The organism is Bradyrhizobium sp. CCBAU 65884, assembly GCF_028128835.1.
GTDB classification, from domain to species: Bacteria; Pseudomonadota; Alphaproteobacteria; order Rhizobiales; family Xanthobacteraceae; genus Bradyrhizobium; species Bradyrhizobium ottawaense.
In genome coordinates, this window is record NZ_LBJU01000124.1 from 25,674 (window position 1) to 45,983 (window position 20,310).

General features: G+C 65.6%; 15 protein-coding genes. 3 read left to right on the plus strand and 12 right to left on the minus strand.

What is annotated here, in order from left to right:
- Positions 1–94: 94 nt before the first annotated feature.
- On the plus strand, positions 95–2,062 hold the full coding sequence (locus XI03_RS25075; protein ID WP_161966359.1) for a methyl-accepting chemotaxis protein: 1,968 nt from the start codon (positions 95–97) through the stop codon (positions 2,060–2,062).
- A 167-nt stretch (positions 2,063–2,229) separates the two neighbouring features.
- Here the strand turns inward: XI03_RS25075 and XI03_RS25080 are convergent, their stop codons facing one another.
- A complete protein-coding gene (locus XI03_RS25080) occupies positions 2,230–2,892 on the minus strand; it encodes a TetR/AcrR family transcriptional regulator (protein WP_271593604.1) in 663 nt (220 codons plus the stop codon).
- Between the two features lie 103 nt (positions 2,893–2,995).
- Here XI03_RS25080 and XI03_RS25085 point away from each other — a divergent pair, with 103 nt between their 5' ends.
- Entirely contained in the window at positions 2,996–3,640 is a 645-nt protein-coding gene (locus XI03_RS25085) for a glutathione binding-like protein (RefSeq protein WP_028140343.1), read from the plus strand.
- A gap of 980 nt (positions 3,641–4,620) precedes the next feature.
- Here XI03_RS25085 and XI03_RS25090 read toward each other — a convergent pair.
- From XI03_RS25090 to XI03_RS25130, 9 genes are all read right to left on the minus strand, one after another.
- Positions 4,621–5,925, minus strand: coding sequence for a TRAP transporter large permease (locus tag XI03_RS25090; RefSeq protein WP_271593605.1), 1,305 nt, complete (start codon positions 5,923–5,925; stop codon positions 4,621–4,623).
- Positions 5,926–5,956: 31 nt separating this feature from the next.
- Positions 5,957–6,550: a TRAP transporter small permease subunit gene (locus tag XI03_RS25095; RefSeq protein ID WP_028140345.1), complete on the minus strand. Its 594-nt coding sequence runs from the start codon at positions 6,548–6,550 to the stop codon at positions 5,957–5,959.
- Between the two features lie 7 nt (positions 6,551–6,557).
- Positions 6,558–7,556 (minus strand): TRAP transporter substrate-binding protein, encoded by a 999-nt coding sequence (locus tag XI03_RS25100; RefSeq protein ID WP_271593606.1) that lies wholly within the window; start codon positions 7,554–7,556, stop codon positions 6,558–6,560.
- Between the two features lie 33 nt (positions 7,557–7,589).
- Positions 7,590–9,248 (minus strand): hydantoinase B/oxoprolinase family protein, encoded by a 1,659-nt coding sequence (locus XI03_RS25105; RefSeq protein ID WP_271593607.1) that lies wholly within the window; start codon positions 9,246–9,248, stop codon positions 7,590–7,592.
- Between the two features lie 2 nt (positions 9,249–9,250).
- A complete protein-coding gene (locus tag XI03_RS25110) occupies positions 9,251–11,335 on the minus strand; it encodes a hydantoinase/oxoprolinase family protein (RefSeq protein WP_028140348.1) in 2,085 nt (694 codons plus the stop codon).
- 141 nt (positions 11,336–11,476) lie between these two features.
- Positions 11,477–12,298 carry an NAD-dependent protein deacetylase gene (locus XI03_RS25115; RefSeq protein ID WP_271593608.1) on the minus strand — a complete coding sequence of 274 codons (822 nt, stop codon included), beginning with the start codon at positions 12,296–12,298 and terminating at the stop codon, positions 11,477–11,479.
- 76 nt (positions 12,299–12,374) lie between these two features.
- Positions 12,375–14,174 (minus strand): cation:proton antiporter domain-containing protein, encoded by a 1,800-nt coding sequence (locus XI03_RS25120; protein WP_271593609.1) that lies wholly within the window; start codon positions 14,172–14,174, stop codon positions 12,375–12,377.
- A 116-nt stretch (positions 14,175–14,290) separates the two neighbouring features.
- Positions 14,291–15,127, minus strand: a complete 837-nt coding sequence (locus tag XI03_RS25125; protein WP_271593610.1) for an SDR family oxidoreductase — start codon at positions 15,125–15,127, stop codon at positions 14,291–14,293.
- A 73-nt stretch (positions 15,128–15,200) separates the two neighbouring features.
- Positions 15,201–16,520, minus strand: coding sequence for a solute carrier family 23 protein (locus XI03_RS25130; protein ID WP_271593611.1), 1,320 nt, complete (start codon positions 16,518–16,520; stop codon positions 15,201–15,203).
- Between the two features lie 140 nt (positions 16,521–16,660).
- On the opposite strand from XI03_RS25130, the gene XI03_RS25135 reads away from it, so the two are divergent.
- Positions 16,661–17,995: a dicarboxylate/amino acid:cation symporter gene (locus XI03_RS25135; protein ID WP_271593612.1), complete on the plus strand. Its 1,335-nt coding sequence runs from the start codon at positions 16,661–16,663 to the stop codon at positions 17,993–17,995.
- A 186-nt stretch (positions 17,996–18,181) separates the two neighbouring features.
- On the opposite strand, the gene XI03_RS25140 is transcribed toward XI03_RS25135, so the two are convergent.
- Together XI03_RS25140 and XI03_RS25145 are read right to left on the minus strand one after the other, a co-directional pair.
- Positions 18,182–19,795 (minus strand): ABC-F family ATP-binding cassette domain-containing protein, encoded by a 1,614-nt coding sequence (locus XI03_RS25140; RefSeq protein ID WP_271593613.1) that lies wholly within the window; start codon positions 19,793–19,795, stop codon positions 18,182–18,184.
- A gap of 161 nt (positions 19,796–19,956) precedes the next feature.
- Positions 19,957–20,304 carry a RidA family protein gene (locus XI03_RS25145; protein WP_038951035.1) on the minus strand — a complete coding sequence of 116 codons (348 nt, stop codon included), beginning with the start codon at positions 20,302–20,304 and terminating at the stop codon, positions 19,957–19,959.
- Positions 20,305–20,310: the final 6 nt, after the last annotated feature.

The window sequence follows — 20,310 nt, forward strand, 5'->3', positions numbered from 1 at the left end:
CCACAACCACAGCGCTCCGCCGGTATCCCGTTCACCCTCTCTTAGCGAGAAGTTGATAAGCGTTGTTAACCAACGCTCAAACAACGAGTCGAACATGCGCGCGAGCCTCGGCCTCAGGATGCGGATCACGGTTGCCCTCGCGGTGACGGCGGCGGCAACCGCCCTGTTTGCGGTGCTCGGGGCGATGTGGATCATCGCGGGGATCATCGACCGCGCCGATCAGCGCGAGCTGCACAGCCATTATGATGCCCTTCAGTCGCGCATCGCCGAGGAATCGCACCGGGCCGCCGCCATGAGCACGGTCGTGGCCGCGATGCCGGCGACGCAGGATGCGATGGCCAAGCAGGACCGCAACGCCCTGATAGCCCTGTTCGGGCCGGTCTTTGCCGCGACCAAATCGGAATACGGTGTCGAGCAGTTCCAGTTCCATGTGGCGCCGGCGACCTCGTTCCTGCGCGTGCACCAGCCCGCCAAGTTCGGCGACGATCTCAGCGGATTCCGCAAGACCGTCGTCGTCGCCAACCAGGATCGCAAGGTCGTGGTCGGCCTCGAAGGCGGCGTCGCCGGGCTCGGCATCCGCGGCGTGGTGCCGATCGCGCAAGGGGCCAAGCAGCTCGGCTCGGTCGAATTCGGCCTGACCTTCGGCCAGTCCTTCCTCGACGATTTCAAGACCAACCGCCATGTCGACGTCGCCTTCCACCTCGCCGACGGCTCGGGCTTCAAGCTGTTCGGCGGCACGCTGAAGGGCAAGAGCTTCTTCGACGCGGCCGATTACGGCCGCGCTACCACAGGCAGCTTCACGGTGAAGCGGGCCAAGCTCGACAACACGCCGGTGGCAGCGCTGCTCGGCCCGATCAGGGATTTTTCCGGAAAGCCGCTCGGCGCCGTCGAACTGGTGATGGACAATGCCGATTACGAGGCCTCGGCCGACCGCGCCTGGATGCTCGCGATTGCGATCGCCGCGATCGGGCTCGTGCTTGCCGCCATCGTCGGCTATCTCATCGCCCGCAGCATCTCGCGTCCGATCCTCTCCATCACGTCCGTCATGCGCGAGCTCGCAGACGGCCGGACCGACGTCACCATCCCCGCCAGCAAGGCGAATGACGAAGTCGGGGCGATGGTGAAGGCGGTCGCGGTGTTCCGCGACAACGCCGTCAACTTTGGCAAGCTTCAGGCCGAGCAGCTGGAGGCCAAGGCGCAGTCCGAAGCGGAGAAGCGGCGTGCCTTCGCCGCGCTTGCCGACAATTTCGAGGCCAGCATCCGCGACGTCGTCACCACGGTGTCCTCGGCTGCGGTCGAGATGGAGCATACGGCGCGCTCGATGTCGGCCATCGTCGAGCAATCCCGACAGCAGACCGGCGCCGTATCATCCGCGTCGGCGCTGGCCTCGGAAAATGTGCAGACCGTCGCCGCAGCAGCCGAGGAATTGTCCTCGTCGATGACCGAGATCAGCCGGCGCCTCGCCCACGCGACCGAAGTGGTGGGCAAGGCCGCGAGCGACGGACGGCGCTCGAACGAGCGCGTGCAGAGCCTGGCGGACGCGGCGCAAAAGATCGGGGACGTCGTCTCCTTCATCAACGGCATCGCGGGCCAGACCAACCTGCTGGCGCTGAACGCGACGATCGAAGCGGCGCGCGCGGGCGAAGCCGGCCGCGGCTTTGCCGTGGTCGCTTCCGAGGTCAAGGCACTGGCGACGCAGACGGCGAAAGCGACCGAGGAGATCGGCGCCCAGGTCAACGCGGTGCAGGGCGAGACATCAGGCGCTGTGGACGGCATCCAGTCGATCTGCGCGACGATCCAGCAAGTCGACGAAATCTCCGCCGCGATCGCCGCAGCCGTCGGCCAGCAGGGCACGGCGACGCAGGAGATCGCACAGAACGTCCAGCAGGCGGCCGCCCGCACCGGCGAGGTCTCGCAGAACATCTCCGGTGTCACTGCCGGCATCGCCGCAACGGGCACGGCGGCCGAGGAGGTGCTGGGTTCGGCGATCGAGCTGTCGAAGCAGTCGCAGCGGCTGCGGGACGAGGTGGATCGCTTCCTCGCGCAAATCCGCGCGGCGTAGTTGAGCGCGGGATCGCGCGACATACTCGCTGTCGTCCCCGCGAAGGCGGGGACCCATAACCCCAGGGAGAAGTTTGTTAGGCGAGCTGGTACCTCCTAGTCTTCGCCAAACACCTCCCTGGGGCTATGGGTCCCGGGCTCGCGCTACGCGCGCCCCGGGACGACAGCCTAACTCTTGGCCCCCACCATCACGTCGATCGCCCCCTTCACGATCGCCTCCAGCTCCTTGCGCGACACGCGCGCGCGCGAGCGGATGGCGATGGTGTGGACGGTGGCTGATGCGATCTGCGCCAGCACGACCGGATCGGCGCTCTCCGGCAGCTCGCCGTTCTGCTTGGCGCGGCGGAAGCAGTTTGCAAAAGCCTTGTCGAGCTCGTTGAGACCGTCGAGCACCATGGCGCGGATCTCGGGATCGCCAACGGCTTCTGACGCCGCGGTCACCACCGTAAAGCAGCCGCGCGGACCGGTCTCGCCCGAGAGATAGATGTTCAGCGCGGAGGCGAAGATGCGTTCCAGCCGCTGACGCACCGGCATCTCCTCGCGGAAGATCGCAGCCATGGAAGCCCGCGCATCCTCGCGGTAGCGCTGGTAGCTCTTGATGTAGAGCTCCCGCTTGTCGCCGAAAGCGCCATAAAGGCTCGGGCGGTTCATCCCGGTCGCTTCGCTCAAATCATCGAGCGAGGTCGCGGCAAAACCCTGCCGGCGGAACAGATCCAGCGCCTTGCCGAGCGCGATATCGGGCTGGTAGGCGCGCGGACGGCCGCGGCGCTTAGGTTGGCCGCCGCCCTCGGGTTGATTGGCAGCAGCTGGCGGCTTCGATTTTTGTACCATTTCGCAAACTAATCCTTGACCGATCCCATATTATGCAACATGGTACAAAAATCAATCTGGCCAGGTTGAGCGAAATCTCGGAAATTGCCCAAGGAGGCTACAGATGGATCTCTATTTCTCGCCGCTCGCCTGTTCGATGGCAACACGCGTCGCGCTGTATGAAGCCGGCGCCGAAGCGAACTATCTCGAGGTCGACCCGCCGACCAAGACCGTGCTGAGCGACGGCTCCGACTTCCGCGCCGTCAATCCGATCGGCCTGGTGCCGACGCTGCGCACCGACGAGGGCGTGGTTCTGACCGAGAACGCGGCAATCCTGCAATACGTCGCCGACCGCTTCCCGCAATCCGGGCTTGGCGCCGCAGAGGGCATCGAGCGCACGCGGCTGCATCAATGGCTGTGCTTCATCGGCACCGAACTTCACAAGGGCCTCTTCATCCCGGTGCTCGATCGCAAGGCCCCGCAGGAGACCAAGGCCTATGCCCTCGAGAAGAACCTGTCGCGGCTCGACTATCTCGACAACTACCTGAAGGGGCGCGACTTCCTGCTCGACCATTTCAGCGTTGCCGACGCCTATCTGGTCACGGTCATCAACTGGACCATGGCAACGCCGCCGATCGAGCTCGCCAAATGGCCGAACGTGAAGGCCTATTACGAGCGCCTGCGCCAGCGGCCGTCGGTCGCGAAGGCGGTTGCAGAAGAGTTCGAGCTGTACAAGGCCGAGCTCGCGCGCAAGAAGGCGGCGGCCTAGGCCGAGCCGAACACCCCTTCGCTCTTGCTCGCGCAAGTCGTCCCGGTCGACAAGCCGGGACGACGTTTGGCGCGCCTCTCTCGTGTCCCGGACGCGCTGCAGCGTTCTTACGCTGCTGCGCAGAGCCGGGACCCAGAAGGCTACACACTTCGCTGATGCATGGGCCCCGGCTCTGCAGCGCACCACGCCGCGAAGACGCGGCGCGTTGCACTGCGTCCGGGGCACGAGACCGTTGTTTAGCGATGGACATGACTGCTTATTCTCGCGGCCTGACTTGCCCGAGCTTTGCTGATCTCTTCCGCCCTTTAAAAGCAAGGGCGCAGGGAAGGCCGGGCGCCGGCTGGCACCCGAGGTCCCGCGTGTGCGAAAGAAACGCGCACGGGGTGGACGACAGGTGATGCCGGTCGCCCGGCCTTCCCTGCGCGATGGTTTTCACGGTGTCCTTCGTGCTCTCCCCGGGGAGCGATGCACTATTGCCCCCGTCGCCTTGCAGATGGCTGATGCACGCGCCCGGTCGGGCCGCCACATCACCGCAAGCCTTGACGCACAGACCCCGGGCGTCAGGACCACACGACTTCTCCGTCCGCGCACATCCCCATCCGCATCCCCGACGGCTGGCGTGCGCTCGCCATCGGGGCCGAACAAGGACGCTGTCAGCGCCGTGTCGTATCGCGCCTGCCGCTGCTCACGGTTTCCCGCCCTGCAGCCATCATCGCGCGCCGACGCCGTCGCGGCCACCGCATCCCGGCCCGCGTCTCGTGACGATCGCGAAACGCCCCTTGTGGCGGGCGGGATGTCACGGCTTGTACGGCAAAACAGAACTTCTGTAAATTCGAATATTTTTGAGCGCACCTATCGACCCAGCGCTGGCGTGTTTTGCCCGTCAGGCAACACAACGGATGGTAGGTGGGCAGGCCTGCGATCCCCGCCGCACCGCAACGCCATCCCGCTGACGGCTGCGGCACCCGCCCTCGACCAATTTACCCGTACAGCACCCGCGGCAGAATCGTGACGATGCCGGGCCACAGCGTCAGCAGCAGCACGAAGCCGATCATGATGACGAGATACGGCAGCGTCACGCGCGCGATGTAGCCGAGGCCATCTTCCGTCAGGCCCTGGATCACGAACAGGTTGAAGCCGACGGGCGGGGTGATCTGCGCCATCTCGACCGCGAGCACGAGGAAGATGCCGAACCAGATCTCGTCGAATCCCGCGCCCTTCACGATCGGCAGCACGATCGGCAAGGTCATCACGATCATCGAGAAGCCGTCGAGGAAGCAGCCGAGGATCAGGTAGAAGACGACCAGCACCACGATCAGCATGAACGGCGACAGGCCGAGCCCCTTGACGAAGGCGGCAACCGCCTGAGGGATGCCGAGGAAGGCCGCGGCATTGCCGAGGATCGAGGCGCCGAGCACGATCAGTGCGATCATCGAGCAGGTCACGACCGAGCCGATCAACACGTCGCGCATCACCTGCTGCGACATCGATCCCTGCGCCCAGGCCACCAGCGCCGCGCCCAGCACGCCGACGGCGGCGGCCTCCGACGGGGTCGCAAGCCCGCCATACATCGAGCCGAGCACGCAGGCGATCAGGAACAGCGCCGGCGCAAGGTCCTTCAGCGCGGCAAAGCGCTCGCCCCACGGCACCTGCGAGAGCTTTGCTTCCGTCTCCGGCACCATCGCGGGCTTGAGCGTGGTGTGCAGCATCACCCAGCCCATGAAGGTTGCGGCGAGCAGAAGTCCGGGCAGCACGCCGGCGGTGAACAGCTTCAGGATCGAGACGTCGCCGAGCACGCCGTAGATGATCATGATGTTGGACGGCGGGATCAGGAAGCCGAGCGTGCCGGCACCGGCGAGCGATCCGATCGCGATGTCGCGCGAATAGCCGCGGCGCAAGAGCTCGTTGAGCGACATGCGACCGATCACCTGCGTGGTCGCGGCCGACGAGCCCGAGATCGCCGCGAAGATGGTGCAGCCGATCACGTTGACATGCAGCAATCGGCCGGGCAGCAACCCCGCCCACGGCGCCAGCCCCTGGAACAGCGAGCGCGACAGGCGGGTGCGGAACAGCAGCTCGCCCATCAGGATGAAGAGCGGCAGCGCCAGCAGCTCCTGCGTGGTCAGGATGTTCCAGGCGTATTGCGGCAACAGCTTGTCCAGCGGGATCGAGCGGAACATCGCGAGCAGCAATGTCGCTGTCAGCGCGAGCGTGAGGCCGATCCACACGCCGCAGGCCAGCAGCGCAAACAGGATCGCGAAGAGGGCGACGACTTCGATGGTCATGCGATCTGGAATCCAGGAGCGAGCAAAGCTGTCATTCGACGGGCGAGGCCTTCATGCGGTGATCCTCCAGCGGCAGGCCGAGCACGGCCTGGATCGCGCGTGCCAGGAATTGCAGCGTGAGCAGCAGCATGCCGAAGGTGACGACGGCTTCCGGAAACCACAGCGGCGTGTCGCTCGAGGTCGAGACCTGGCCGCGCACATAGGCGCCGAAAGCGAACTTCGCCATGGCCGAGGTCAGGAACGCCATGAAGGCAAAACCGGCCGCGGCGGACAGGATCTCCAGCGCGCGTTGCAACGGCGCCGGCGCGTTCTTGAGCAGTAGCACGACACGGATGTGGCCGCCGACGCGCAAGGTCATGGCGGCGCCGAAGGTGAACGACGCCGCCATCAGATAAGATGAGTATTCCCAGGCGATCGAGATCGTCGGGGGAAAGAACGGCAGAAAATTCGACAGGAAGCGCGTTGCGACCTCGCACAGCATCAGCAGTGTCAGCGTCAACAGGCAGCCGCCGCCGATCCAGCCGTCGAGCCGGCCGAGACGGTCGATGCCGTCGAGCAGAATGCGCAGCGGCGCCGGCGCCGCGGCGTTGAGACTTTGTGAAGCCGCGGGCGAAACGCTGACCATATCGGCCTCAGCGCTTCATTTCGGCGAGATAGGCCCGCACCGGCTTATCGGCCGCCGGCACGCGCTTGAGGAAGGCGTCGAGCTGCGGCGCGGTCTTGGCCCGGATATCCGTCATCATCGCGCCCGAGACCGGCACCACCTCCATGCCGCCCTCCTTCAGGCGGTTGAGGCTGTCGGCATCGGCCTTGAGCGAGTTCGCCCAGAACCCCGGCTCCATCTTCGCGGCGATGCCGGCGACCATCTGCTGTTGGTCGGCGCTCAGCGCCTTCCAGGAATCGAGATTGACGGTGAGCATCTGCGAGGACCAGACGTGATTTGTCGGGTAGACGTATTTCAGGAATTCCCAGAACTTGCCGTCGACGCCCGAGACCGCCGAGGTCGAGACGCCCGCGACGGCGCCCGAGGCGAGCGCGGGGATGGTCTCGCCCCAGGGGATCATCACCGGCGCCATGCCGACCACGGCCAGCATGTCGACGGCGTTCTTGTCGGGCACGCGGATCTTGATGTTCTTCAATCCGTCGACATCGGCGACCTTGACCTTGAGATGCAGATACTGCGTCGGCCACGGCACGATGTAGAGGATCTTCTGGTTGTTGCGTGCGGCGACTTTCTCGTATTCGGGCCGCACATATTTGTGCAGCACCTTCAGTTCGTCCATCGAGCTGCAGAGGAAGGGAATGCTCTCGACGCCCATGAAGGGCTCGTCGCCGACCTGCTGGATGTTGAGGACGTCGGCAAGCGGCACCAGGCCGTCGCGCACGGCGCGCAGATGTTCGGGTCCCTTGAAGCCGAGTTGGCCACCGGCCTTCACGGTAATCGCGACCGAGCCGCCGCTCTGCTTCTTCACCTCCTCGGCGAAGGCCATCGCGTTCTGGGTGTGGAAATTGCCGTCGGGCCAGACCGTCGACATGTCCCAGGTCGTCGTCGCCGCCCGGGCGCGGGTCGAGATGTGGCCGGCGGCGAGCAGCGTCGCTGCGCCCGCGGTGAAGTTCCGTCGCGTGATCATTGCTCCCCTCCGTTTACCAAGCGCACTGGTTTGTCAGCGCGGGTACCCATAAACTGCAGCCGCATTGTCGGCGGACACGAGCCCGCTTTCGATGTCGTCCCTGACCGCCGCGCGATCGCGCGTCGTGGGAGCGCCGATGCCGGCGCCGCCCGGCGTCAGCACAACAAGCCGGTCGTCCGGCGGCACCTGCTGAAATCCTTTTCCACGCAGCTTCTTGCCTGACTTGAGGCCGACATAGCCGGCCTCGCCGTTCTTGCCGCCATCGCGCCCGCGCGGCGGATGATCGATGCGGTCGAACGCCGCCAGGATGTCGAACGGCGCATCGACGCCGCTGCCGACCTCGATGATCTGGCCGAGGCCGCCGCGGGTGCGCCCTGCCCCGCCGGAATCCGGACGCAGCTCCTTGCGCCAGCAGATCAGCGGCGTCTGCGTCTCCGCGATCTCGACCGGGGTGCCGCGCACGCCGCTGGGATAGGCGGTGGCCGACAGCCCATCCTTGCCGAAGCGCGCACCGGTGCCGCCATTGGAGGTCACCGCCATCGAGAATCCGTAATTGCCGCCGACGCCGGAGCGGGTCTGGCCGCGGACGTTGAGATTCCACAGGCACGAGGTGCCTTCGGCCGGAACGCGCTCGGGAATGATCTGACGCAGGCAGCCGAACACCACGTCGGGCAGCATCTGCCCGATGATGTGGCGCGAGGCGACCGGCGCGGGCTTCGGCGCATTGAGGATCGCACCTGCGGGTGCCGACACCGTCAGCGGCGACAGCGAGCCGGCATTGTTCGGGATCTGCGACGCCACGACACAGCCGAGGCCGAACACGGTGTAGGCGGTGGTGTAGGACAAGGGCACGTTGATGCCGAATTTCGAGGCCGCGGAGGTGCCGTCGAAATCGACATGGATGCCCGCATCCGAGATCGTCAGCGTCGCAGCCAGCGTGGCCGGGGCATCATAACCGTCGACCACCATGGTGTTGCGCCAGCTGCCCTTCGGCAGCTTGGCGATCTCGGCGAGCACCGCCTCGCGCGAGCGGTCGCAGATGTAATCGCCGAGCCCGTCGAGCGTATCGATGCCGAACTCGGTCATCATCTCGACCAGGCGCTCGCAGCCGACGTCGTTGCAGCCGGCCAGCGAATAGGTGTCGCCTTCGGTATCGATCGGCAGCCGCGTGTTGGTGCGGATCATCGCCATCAGCGTCTCGTTGACGACGCCCTGGTCGATCAGCTTCAGCATGGGGATGTAGAGCCCCTCCATGAACACGTCGGTGGCGTCAGGCCCGAAGCCGATGCCGCCGATGTCCATCAGGTGGCTGGTGCAGGAGAACAGCGCGACCGGTTTGCCGTCCTTGAAGCAGGGCGTGGTGACGACGAAGTCGTTGAGATGACCGGTGCCCATCCAGGGATCGTTGGTGATGTAGGCATCACCCTCCTTCATCGTCTCGATCGGGAAGTGGTTGATGAAGTGCTTGACCGATTCCGCCATCGAGTTGACGTGACCGGGCGTGCCGGTCACCGCCTGCGCCAGCATCCGCCCCTTGAGGTCGAACACGCCGGCCGAGAGGTCGCCGCATTCGCGCACGATCGGGCTGAAGGCGGTGCGGAGCAGCACCTGGGCCTGCTCCTCGACCACGGCGATCAGCCGGTGCCACATGATCTGAAGGTCGATCAGGCTCGCGCCATTTGCCTTGCTCATGATCAGGCCGCCTTCCGTTCCATGACGATGCTGCCGGCACCGTCGATATGGGCATCAAAACTGGTGGAAACGAAGGTGGAGGTCTCGTCCTCCGCGATCACGGCCGGGCCTGCGATGGTCGCGCCCGGCACCATGTCCTCGCGGCGATAGAGCGGGATCTCGATCACCTCGCCGGCGCGGCCGTCGAAGAATTTGCGGCTGCCGACAGCCTTGCCGGCAGGCTTGCGCGTGACGGCGGCGACAGCAGATGGATTGCGCGCCTCCGTCGTAGCGAGCACCGACCAGCTCAACACCTCGATCGCGGCGCCCGGGATCGGCCGCTCGAACATCGCGGAATAGTCCGCCTCGAACTTCTGGCGCAGGCCGGCGAGATCGGCCCCCGTCAGCCGCCGGTTCGGCAGCTCGACCGAGATCTCATGGCCCTGGCCGACATAGCGCATGAAGGCGGCGCGTCGTTCGCGCACCGGCGCACCGGCAGCACCAGGCTCGACCAGCGCACGCGCCTCGGTCACCATCTCCTGCAGGAGATCCGACACCGCTTCGGTGTCGAAATCATCGAGCCGGACATGTCGACTGCGCACCAGCTCATAGGCGATCGGTGCCGCAAGGAAACCGACGGCCGAGCCGACACCGGCATTCGACGGCACGATCACGCGGGAGACGCCGATCTTCTCGGCGACGCGCGCCGCATGCAGCGGTGCCGCGCCGCCAAAGGCGATCAGCGTGTGCTGGCCGACGATCTCGCCGCGCTCGACCGCATGCACACGTGCCGCACTCGCCATGTTCTCGCAGACGACCTCGTGCACGGCATAGGCCGCAGTCTCTGCCGACAGGCCGAGCGGCTCGCCGACGCTGCGCAGCAGCGCCTGCTTCGAAAGCTCCGGATCGAGCTTGATCGTACCGCCGGCAAATGCGTCGGGATCGATCATGCCGAGCGCGACGTCCGCATCGGTCACCGCCGGACGCTGGCCGCCGCGGCCGTAGCAGGCCGGGCCCGGCTCGGACGATGCACTCTCGGGCCCGACGGTGACGCGCTTCATCGCGTCGACATGGGCGATCGAGCCGCCCCCGGCGCCGATCTCGACCATTTCGATCACGGGGATTCGCACCGGCAGGCCGGAGCCTTTGAGGAAGCGCGCGGCGCGATCGACCTCGAACACGCGCGAGGTCTCGGGCTGGTACTTTTCGATCAGGCAAATCTTTGCCGTGGTGCCGCCCATGTCGAAGGACAGCACCTTGCTCTCGCCAAGACGCGCCGCGATCTGCGCCGCGAAGATTGCGCCGCCGGCAGGCCCCGACTCGACGAGGCGCACCGGAAAGCGCCGCGCCGTCTCGATCGAGGTGACGCCGCCACCTGAGGTGACGAGATAGATCGCGCCGCGGAACTGCTCGACCTGCAAGGCGTCGGCCATGCGGGCGAGATAGCCGTCTATCAGGGGTTGCACATAGGCGTTCGCGACCGCTGTCGATGTGCGCTCATACTCGCGAATCTCCGGGCAAACGGCCGAGGACACGGTCACGGAGATATCAGGCATCTCCTCGGCCAGGATCGCGGCCGCACGTCGCTCGTGCTCGGGATTGGCATAGGAGTGCAGGAAGGCGATCGCGACGCTCGCGACGCCCAGCTCACGCAATTTCGGCGCGAGTGCACGCACCGACGCTTCGTCGAGCGGGAGACGGACGGCGCCGTGGGCGTCGACGCGCTCGGGCACGGTGAAACGCAGGCTGCGCGGCGCCAGCGGCCTCGGTTTGTCGATGCCGAGATCATATTGATCGTAGCGGCTCTCGGTGCCGATATCGAGCACGTCGCGAAAGCCTTCGGTCGCAATCAGGGCCGTCTTGGCACCGCGGCGCTCGATGATGGCGTTGGTGGCGAGCGTGGTGCCGTGAATGAAGACGTCGATGTCGCTGATATGCGCGCGCGCATCGGCGAGAATGAGACGCATCCCGTCCAGCACGGCCTGTTCGGGGCGCTGCGGCGTCGTCAGCAGCTTGCGCGTCTTGCGATCCTGCCCCACGTCCAGCACGATGTCGGTGAACGTACCACCGATATCGACGGCAAGCCGCACCTCGGCTCCCTCAAGCATTCCAAATTCTCCGCGCTGATCGTCAAGACTGAGGTCGAAAGCGCAGCAATTTCCATGCCATGGACGACGAGGACAACGCCGCGCCCGGCCATTCTGCTTGGCACCTATGCAATAGGCAAGCTGAGTTCACCGCCTGCGCGATCAGAGCAGGAATGCAAGCGCCGCCTCGCAGCGCTCCTCGACCTTGAGCGTCAGGAGATCGTCGGCGCGGGTGCGGCCGAGATTGACCGCCGCAATCGGAATATTGCGCTGCGCGGCAGCCTGCACGAAGCGGAATCCGGAATAGACCATCAGCGAGGAGCCGACGATCAGCATGGCGTCGGCCTGCGCCAGATGATCCTGCGCGGTGGCGACGATGTCGCGGGGCACGTTCTCGCCGAAGAACACGACGTCGGGCTTGAGGATGCCGCCGCAGGCTTCGCAAGGAGGCACCTGGAAGGACGAAAAATCCTCGTGCTCCAGATCGGCGTCGCCATCAGGTGCATCGGCGGCATCGAGCGTCAGCCACGCCGCATTGGCGCGACCAAGCGCGTGCTGAAACTCATCGCGAGGCGTCTTGCGGCCGCAGCCCATGCAGCGAACCAGATCGAGCCGGCCGTGCAGGTCGATCACCTGGCGGTGGCCGGCGGACTGATGCAGCCGGTCGACGTTCTGGGTCAGCAGCATCCCGCACCGGCCGTTCGCCTCGAGCCGGGCCAGCGCACGATGCGCATCGTTCGGGCGAGCCTGGCCGAACCGCCGCCAGCCGATCAGGCTGCGCGCCCAATAGCGCCGCCGCGTATGCTCGTCCGAGATGAAGGACTGGAAGTTGACCGGCTGGGTCCGCTTCCAGTTGCCGTTGCTGTCGCGATAATCGGGAATGCCAGAATTGGTGCTGCAGCCGGCGCCGGTCAGCACGAACAGTTTTTCGTGCCGGCCGACGAAATCCTGGAGCGGGGAGCTTGCCAGTGGAGCGTTTGCCATGGCGCAGATGTAGTCTGCGCGGGCGGGTTTTGCCAGATCATCGCAGTCCGCAGCGCATAGCGACCCGGATGGGCGGTTATCGCGGGGACCGGCGCCCCGTGAGATCGAGCGGGCGCACTTTCTCCTGTCCGGCAATGCGGGCGGCTTGCTGCAGCGTCAGCCGGAATTCATCCCGCTTCTCGTGCACCGAGGCTATCGCATTCCCGACCGCAACTCCGAGGCCGACCAGTGCGGCTTCGGAAAGCTGGAGGCTTGCCTCGATGGTTTCCGGCACCGCATCGGTTGCGCCGATCGCATAGAGGTGACGGGCATGGTCGGCATCCCGCGCACGTGAAACGATCAGCACATCCGGCCGCACCGCCCGGATCCGCTCGACGACAGCATCGATCGCCGGCCGCGACTGGATGGTGATGATCACACCGGTCGTCTGCATCAGGCCGCAAGCCTCGAGGAAACCGAGCTCTGTCGCATCGCCAAAATAGACCTTGTGACCGTCGCGGCGGTCGCGCGCCACGGCGACGGCCTCGTGATCGACCGCGATGTAGTTCAGGCCGTGGCTGGTCAGCAGCGAACAGACGACTTTTCCAACGCGGCCGTAGCCGACCACGATGGCCTGCGCCCGGTCGCCGGGCGGCCGGACCGCCAGCTCTGGATCGGGCGAGCGCTCAGGACCCAGCTTCGCGGCCAGTCGGCGTCCGAGCGCGCCCAAAAGCGGCGTCAAGGCCATCGTCACGGCGGTGATGGCGACGGCAAAGCTCGACACGCGCGGCTCGATCAGACCGCCGGCCGCCGCCATTCCGATGCTGACGAACGCGAATTCACCGACGGGACCCAGCAGGAAGCCGATCTCGATCGCCGTCGCCCAGGACAGCTTGAAGAGCCGGCCGAGCATGATGAGCACGATCGCCTTGCCGACGAGAATGCCGATGACCGCAGCCAGCAGCCAACCAGGCTCGCGCATGAACACGCGGAAGTCGATGGCCATGCCGACCGTGAAGAAGAAGATGCCCAGCAGCAGGCCCTTGAACGGCTCGACGGTGGCCTCAATGGCCTTGCCATACTCCGTTTCCGCCAGCATCAGTCCCGCAACGAATGCTCCGAGCGCCATCGACAGGCCCGCCTGGTGCGCGGCAATCCCTGCGCCGACGATGACGAACAAGGTCGCGGCGACAAACAGCTCCGTCGAGTGGGTGCCCGCAACCATCTGGAACAGCGGCCGCATCAGCAGCCGTCCGAGCAGAGTGAGGACAGCGACCGCCAGCGCGGCCTTCAGGATCGCGCTGGAGATGTGCGCCAGGACGGAGCCGCCACTCTCCGCGCCGAGCACCGAGACGAAAACCAGAATGGGAACGACTGCGAGGTCCTGGGCCAGCAGCACCGAGAAGCTGGCGCGACCGGCAGTGGTCGCAAGTCGTTTCTCGGTGGACAAAAGCTCGAGCACGATCGCCGTCGAGGACAACGCAAGGCTCGCGCCCAGGATGACGGCAGTATCCGAGCTCTGCCCGGAGAGAAGCGTCACGCCGAAAATCATAGCGGACGTCGCCAGCACCTGCAGGCCACCAAGCCCGAACACCAGGCGCCGCATCGTGACGAGCCGCCTGAAAGATAGTTCGAGCCCGATCAGGAACAGCAGGAAGACGATGCCGAGATTGGCGATACCCTCGACGTTCTGCGCGTCGGCGACGGTGACCCAGTACAGCAACGGGAGCTGCTGAACGAGCGAGCCGAGCCCGAGCGGACCGAGAATGGCGCCGGCACCGAGATAGCCCAGCACGGGATTGATGCCCCAATGGCGGACAATCGGCACCACGACGCCGGCAGTGCCGAGGACCACCAGCGCGTCGCTGTAGGCATTGATGTTGATGGTTGTGGTCACGAGCCCTTCATGTGTCGACGCTTGCCAATAGCGGCAGCGTCGTCCACGGTCGATAGCACACGGCGCCGCAGACCCCTACCCGGCCCGACCGCCATCCTCACAGTCCCAAACTGAGATCAACTCGCCCAGTTCTCGCGGAATTCCGGAAAGAGCGTCAGGCCTCCGCAGGCGTAGAGGGTCTGCCCGGTGATGTAGCTCGCATCGTCCGAGGCGAGGAAGGCGAACACGGCGGCGATCTCCTCCGGCGTACCGACGCGTCCCATGGGAATGTGGCTGGTGACGACGCCGCGCTTTTCGGGATCGCCGGTCCAGGCCGCGTTGATCGGCGTGTCGATCGCGCCGGGCCCGACCGCGTTGACGCGAATGCCGCGGCCGGCGAACTCCAGCGCCAGCGTGCGCGTCAGATTGGCCATGCCGCCCTTGCTGATCGAATAGGCGAGATAGCCGGGTTTCGGGATGATCTGGTGCACGCTGGAGCAGTTGATGATGGAGCCCCCTCCCCCGCGCGCCACGAAATGCGCGAGCGCCTTCTGGGCGCAGAGCACGGCGCCGTTGAGATTGACGTCGATGATGCGCCGATAGGTCTCGACGTCGAGCGCCTCGCTCGGCGATTCCTTCTGGAAGCCGGCATTGTTGACGAGACAATCGAGGCGCTTCCAGCGCGCCAGAATCGTCTCGAACATCGCGGCGATCTCCTGCTCGTTGCCGACATTGGCCCTGACGATGAGATGATCGAGCTTGCCATGGCCACGATCGCCCGATGCCGTGCGTGCATGCGCCAGCGTCTCCTCCGCCCGCTCCTCGTGCTCGAAATAATTGATGGCGACGGTCGCACCTTCCTGGGCGAGCCGGATGGCGACGGCGCGACCGATGCCTTGCGAGGCGCCGGTCACCAGGGCGTATTGGCCAACGAGGCGCGAGGGAAAGGAGGTCGAGCGATCGGTTTGCGGCATGGGTTCTCTCCGGGATGTCTCATCATCGATGGAACCGGCGTTTTGTTCCATCCCTTTCGTGCATCCCTGGGAATCACTCCGCGCGCCGCGCCAGCGGCGAGGTCAGGATCTGGTAGAGGATGATGGCGCCAAAAGTTGCCGTGCCGATCCCGCCGATCGTGAATGCGCCGAATTTGAGCGTGAGGTCGCCCGCACCGGCGGTCAGCGCCACGGCGACGGTGATCAGGTTTGCAGGATTGGCGAAGTCGACCTTGTTCTCGACCCAGATCCGGCCCGCCATCGCCGCGATCAGTCCGAACAGCACGATCGAGAGACCGCCGATGACGGGCCCCGGGATCGACAGGATCAGCGCGCCGAATTTCGGCGAGAAGCCGAGCAGGATCGACACCATGGCGGCGAAGGCGAACAGCAATGTCGAATAGACCTTCGTCGCCGCCATGACGCCGATGTTCTCGGCATAGGTGGTGACGCCGGTGCCGCCGCCGCAGGCCGCCACGATGGTAGCTAAGCTGTCGGCGAACAGGGCGCGGCCGAGATAGGCGTCGAGACTCCGGCCCGTCATGGCGCCGACGGCCTTGATGTGCCCGAGATTCTCGGCGACGAGAATGATCGCAACCGGCGCGATCAGGAAGATCGCATCGGCCTGGAATGTCGGCGTGGTGAAGCTCGGCATGCCGAACCATGGCGCGGCTGAAAGCTGAGTGAAGTCGATCGGCTTGCCGAAACCGAGCCCGTTGGCGAACAGCAGGTACAGAAGATATCCGCCGATCGCGCCAAGGATGATCGGCAGGCGGCGCCACAGGCCTGGCGCCGCAACGGCCACCACGCCGATGATCAGAACGGTCGCAAGCCCGATCCACGTATCGAAAGTGCCGGCGCTTACTGCCTTGACCGCCACGGGCGCGAGGTTGAGGCCGATCGCCGCGACCACCGCACCGGTGACAGCCGGCGGCAGCAGCCGCTCGACCCAGCCGACCCCCGACCACATCACGATCAGCGCGATCACGCCATAGAGCACTCCGGCTCCGACGATACCGCCAAGCGCCACCGACAAATTCGGGTTCGGCCCCTGCCCGGCATAGCCTGTGGCCGCGATGACGACGGCGATGAACGCGAAGCTCGAGCCGAGATAGCTCGGCACGCGCCCCGCGACGATGACGAAGAAGATCAGCGTGCCGATGCCGGAGAACAGGACGGCGACATTGGGATCGAAGCCCATCAGCAGCGGCGCGATGATCGTCGAGCCAGACATCGCGACGCAATGCTGGAGACCGGAGACGAAGGTCTGGCCCCATGACAGCCGCTCCTCCGGCATGATCACGCCTGAGGTCTTCAACGTCCAACGCGGGAAATAGCCTCGCTGTTGCCGGCCGGCGCCTGATGAAGTCGACATGTTCCCCCCAGTTGCGGTGCAGCGACCGATCTTCGTGCGAACAGACAAAAATGTGATTGTCGCTTCTGCGGCGACCATCACATGATGCAAGCCATGCAAGATCGAAATCACGCGAACTCAATGCGTTCCTGGGCCACTCTATGACACAAGTCGCGATCCAGCCAGCCATCCATCGCCGGCATCAGCCCTGGTACAAGATCCTCTACGTCCAGGTGCTGATCGCAATCGTGCTCGGCGTGCTGATCGGCTATTTCTACCCCGATCTCGGCAAGGCCTTGAAGCCGCTCGGCGACGGCTTCATCGCGCTGATCAAGATGATGATCGCGCCGGTGATCTTCTGCACCGTGGTGCACGGCATCTCCTCGATGGGCGACCTCAAGCGCGTCGGCCGGGTCGGGCTGAAGTCGCTGATCTATTTCGAGACGGTCTCGACCGTCGCGCTCGCGGTCGGCCTCCTGGTCGGTGAGATCCTGCAGCCCGGGCACGGCTTCAATATCGATCCCGCCACGATCGACCCGAACTCGGTCGCCACCTACGTCACCAAAGCCAAGGAAGAGGGCATCGTCGCTCATCTGATGGCGATCATCCCCGACAGCTATCTGGGCGCGATCGCGCGCGGCGACCTTTTGCAGGTGCTGCTGATCTCGATCCTGTCCGGCTTCGCCATCGCCTTTCTCGGCAAGGCCGGCGAGCCCATTGCGGACGCGATCGACAAGGCCGCCAAGATGTTCTTCGGCATCATCCGCATCATCGTGCGCGTGGCGCCGATCGGCGCCTTCGGCGCGATGGCGTTCACGGTCGGCGCCTACGGCCTCGGCTCGCTGATCAATCTCGCCGCCCTGATCGGCACGTTCTATCTCACCAGCATGCTGTTCGTGCTCGTGGTGTTAGGTGCGATCGCGCGGCTCGCCGGCTTCTCGATCCTCCGCTTCATCGCCTACATCAAGGACGAGCTGCTGATCGTGCTCGGCACGTCGTCCTCCGAGACGGTGCTGCCGCAGATGATCCAGAAGATGGAGCATCTCGGCGCCTCGCGGTCCGTGGTCGGCCTCGTGATTCCGACCGGCTACAGCTTCAACCTCGACGGCACCAACATCTACATGACGCTGGCGACGCTGTTTCTGGCGCAGGCGACCAACACGCATCTGACCATCTGGCAGGAGCTCGGCATTCTGGGCATCGCCATGATCACCTCGAAGGGCGCCTCCGGCGTGACCGGCGCGGGCTTCATCACGCTCGCCGCGACGCTCTCGATCGTGCCAGACATCCCGATCCAGTCGATCGCGATCCTGGTCGGCATCGACAAGTTCATGAGCGAATGCCGCGCGCTGACCAATCTGATCGGCAACGGCGTCGCCTGCGTGGTCATCAGCATCTCCGAAGGCGAGCTCGACCGCGAGGCGCTGCACGAGACCATGGCCCACCCGCTCGAGATCGGCGAGGCGATGGAGCCGGGCGGGAGTGCAGCATCGTAGGTTGCAAACCAGCCGTCTCAGCGCGATTCCGACGCGGTAGTTTCCCGGAGTGGTCAATTGCTGCGGGACGCGTCACAACAGTTGCGTTGGGATCACGGATTGATACTCATTTTTTCCACCCGACGCGCTGGGGGCAGGGCGTCGGGTTTTTGAAAATCACTGCCATATCAGGACCGCCGGCCGGGATCAGACGATCCCGCCGTGAGTGCGCAACACCTTGGCGGCGAGGTCGAGCCGCCGCGTGACCCCGATCGCCTGCAGGAACGCTTCGTCATGACTGACGACGAGCAGCGCGCCGTCATAGGCCCTCAAGCCGGCTTCGACCGCTTCGATGGACTCGATGTCGAGATGATTGGTCGGCTCGTCCAGGATCAGCAGCGACGGCGGCGATGACCCGCCCAGCACGCAGGCGAGGCCCGCGCGAAACATCTGCCCGCCACTCAGGCTTCTGGCGACTTGCAAGGCGGCATCGGCGCGAAACATGAACCGCGCCAGCGCGGCATGGCATTCGTTCGCTCCCGCCTTCGGATTGAGGCGCCGAAAATTCTCCAGGATGGAGATCGAGGGATCGAGCAGGCTGACCTTCTGGTCGAACAGCGCGAAATCCGGCCTGACCCGCAGGGTGCCCGAGAGCGGACGCAGATCCCCCGCGATGAGTTTCAACAGCGTCGTCTTGCCGGAGCCGTTGGGCCCGACCAGCGCGACCCGCTCCGGGCCGACGACGGCAAATGAGAGATCGCGCAGGACCGGCTGCTCCGGCCGATAGCCGGCGCTGACGCGGTCGAGCCAAAGCACCTCCCTGGCCGCCGGCAGGCCGGTCGCGGGCAGCTTGACGGAGAGCGGCTGAAGAATTTCGATGCGCCCGCGCGCCGTGTCGACGGCTTGAAGCGCTTCCGCGCGCAGCCGCTCGGCGATTTGTGCGGTCTTGCCGCCGGTATCCTCGCTGCGATCCTTGCGCGCCCCCGCCAGGATGCGCGGCATGTCGCCCTTGGCGCGCTTCTTCCTGCCGCCGCTGTCCTTGCGCGCTTTCTTCTCCGCGGCCTCCTGCGCCTTGCCGTCGATCTCGGATAGCTTCCTCTCGGCATGCGCGAGGTCGTGCCTGACGGCGGCGAGCTCGACCGCCTTCTGTTCGCGGTAACGGCTCCAGTTGCCGCCGTATCGCGTGGCTCCGAGCGACGTCAGCTCGACAATCGCATCCATCGTATCGAGCAGGCGCCGATCGTGGCTGACGACGATCGCACCGCCGCGCCAGGCCGCGAGGAGATCGATCACGGCCTTGCGGCCGTCCTGGTCGAGATTGTTGGTTGGCTCGTCCAGCAGCAGGAAGTCCGGCTCGGCAAAGACCAATGCGGCGAGGCGAACCCGCGTGATCTGGCCGCCGGACAGCCGCTCCAGCTCGGTGTCGGGAGCGAGATCAAACCCGAGACGTGCAAGCGCAGCCTGTAGCCGTGCCTCGAGAGTCCAATCGACCTCGGCGAGGTCGTCGGCCGAGACTTCCCCCCGCTCGGCGCGGCGAAGCAGCGCGAGGTGACCTCGCACTCGGAACAAATCGGCCACCGTCGCACCGGCAAGGAGCTGGACATCCTGGCGCAGCAAACCGACGGTTCCGTTGACGACGACGCGCCCCGCCTGGGGAAGATGCTCCCCGGAGATCGACGCGAGCAACGTCGTCTTCCCGACGCCATTGCGGCCGACGAGGCCGGTCCGCTCGGCGCCGAACGTCAGATCGATGTTTGAGAGAAGAGGACGGCCGTCAGGCGTGGACAGCGACAGATTCGACAGGATGATTGAAGCAGGCATGGAATTCCCCGTGAGCAAGGCGGATGGGCTTTGCGGTCGGGGTAAAATCCATGGCTGCGAAGTTCCTGATCGGGGACCCTCTAACTAGTCCCATCGAAGCGCGAGATCAAGGCGCGGCTCGAGGGACGACGGCGCGGAGAGCGCCGACGTCCCTGTCGCGATCAGCCCTTGAGCGCGGTCACCACCACCTCGATCAGCGCGCTGCCGCCGAGATCGGCGACGCCGACGGTGGCGCGGGTCGGCAGATTGTCACCGAAGAACTCGGTCCAGGCCGCGTCCATCTCCTTCTTCTTGGAGAGATCCGTGACGAAGATCGACGCACTGACGATGCGGCTCTTGTCGGTGCCGGCTTCTTTCAGATAACCGGCGATCTTGCCGAGGATGTTGCGGGTCTGATCGCCCATGGACACGCTGGTGTCATCGGCGATGGTGCCGCCGAGGAAGACGAAGCCATTGGCCTCGACGGCGCGGTGCATGATGGGCGTGCGGATGCTGCGGGTGATGCTCATGAGATA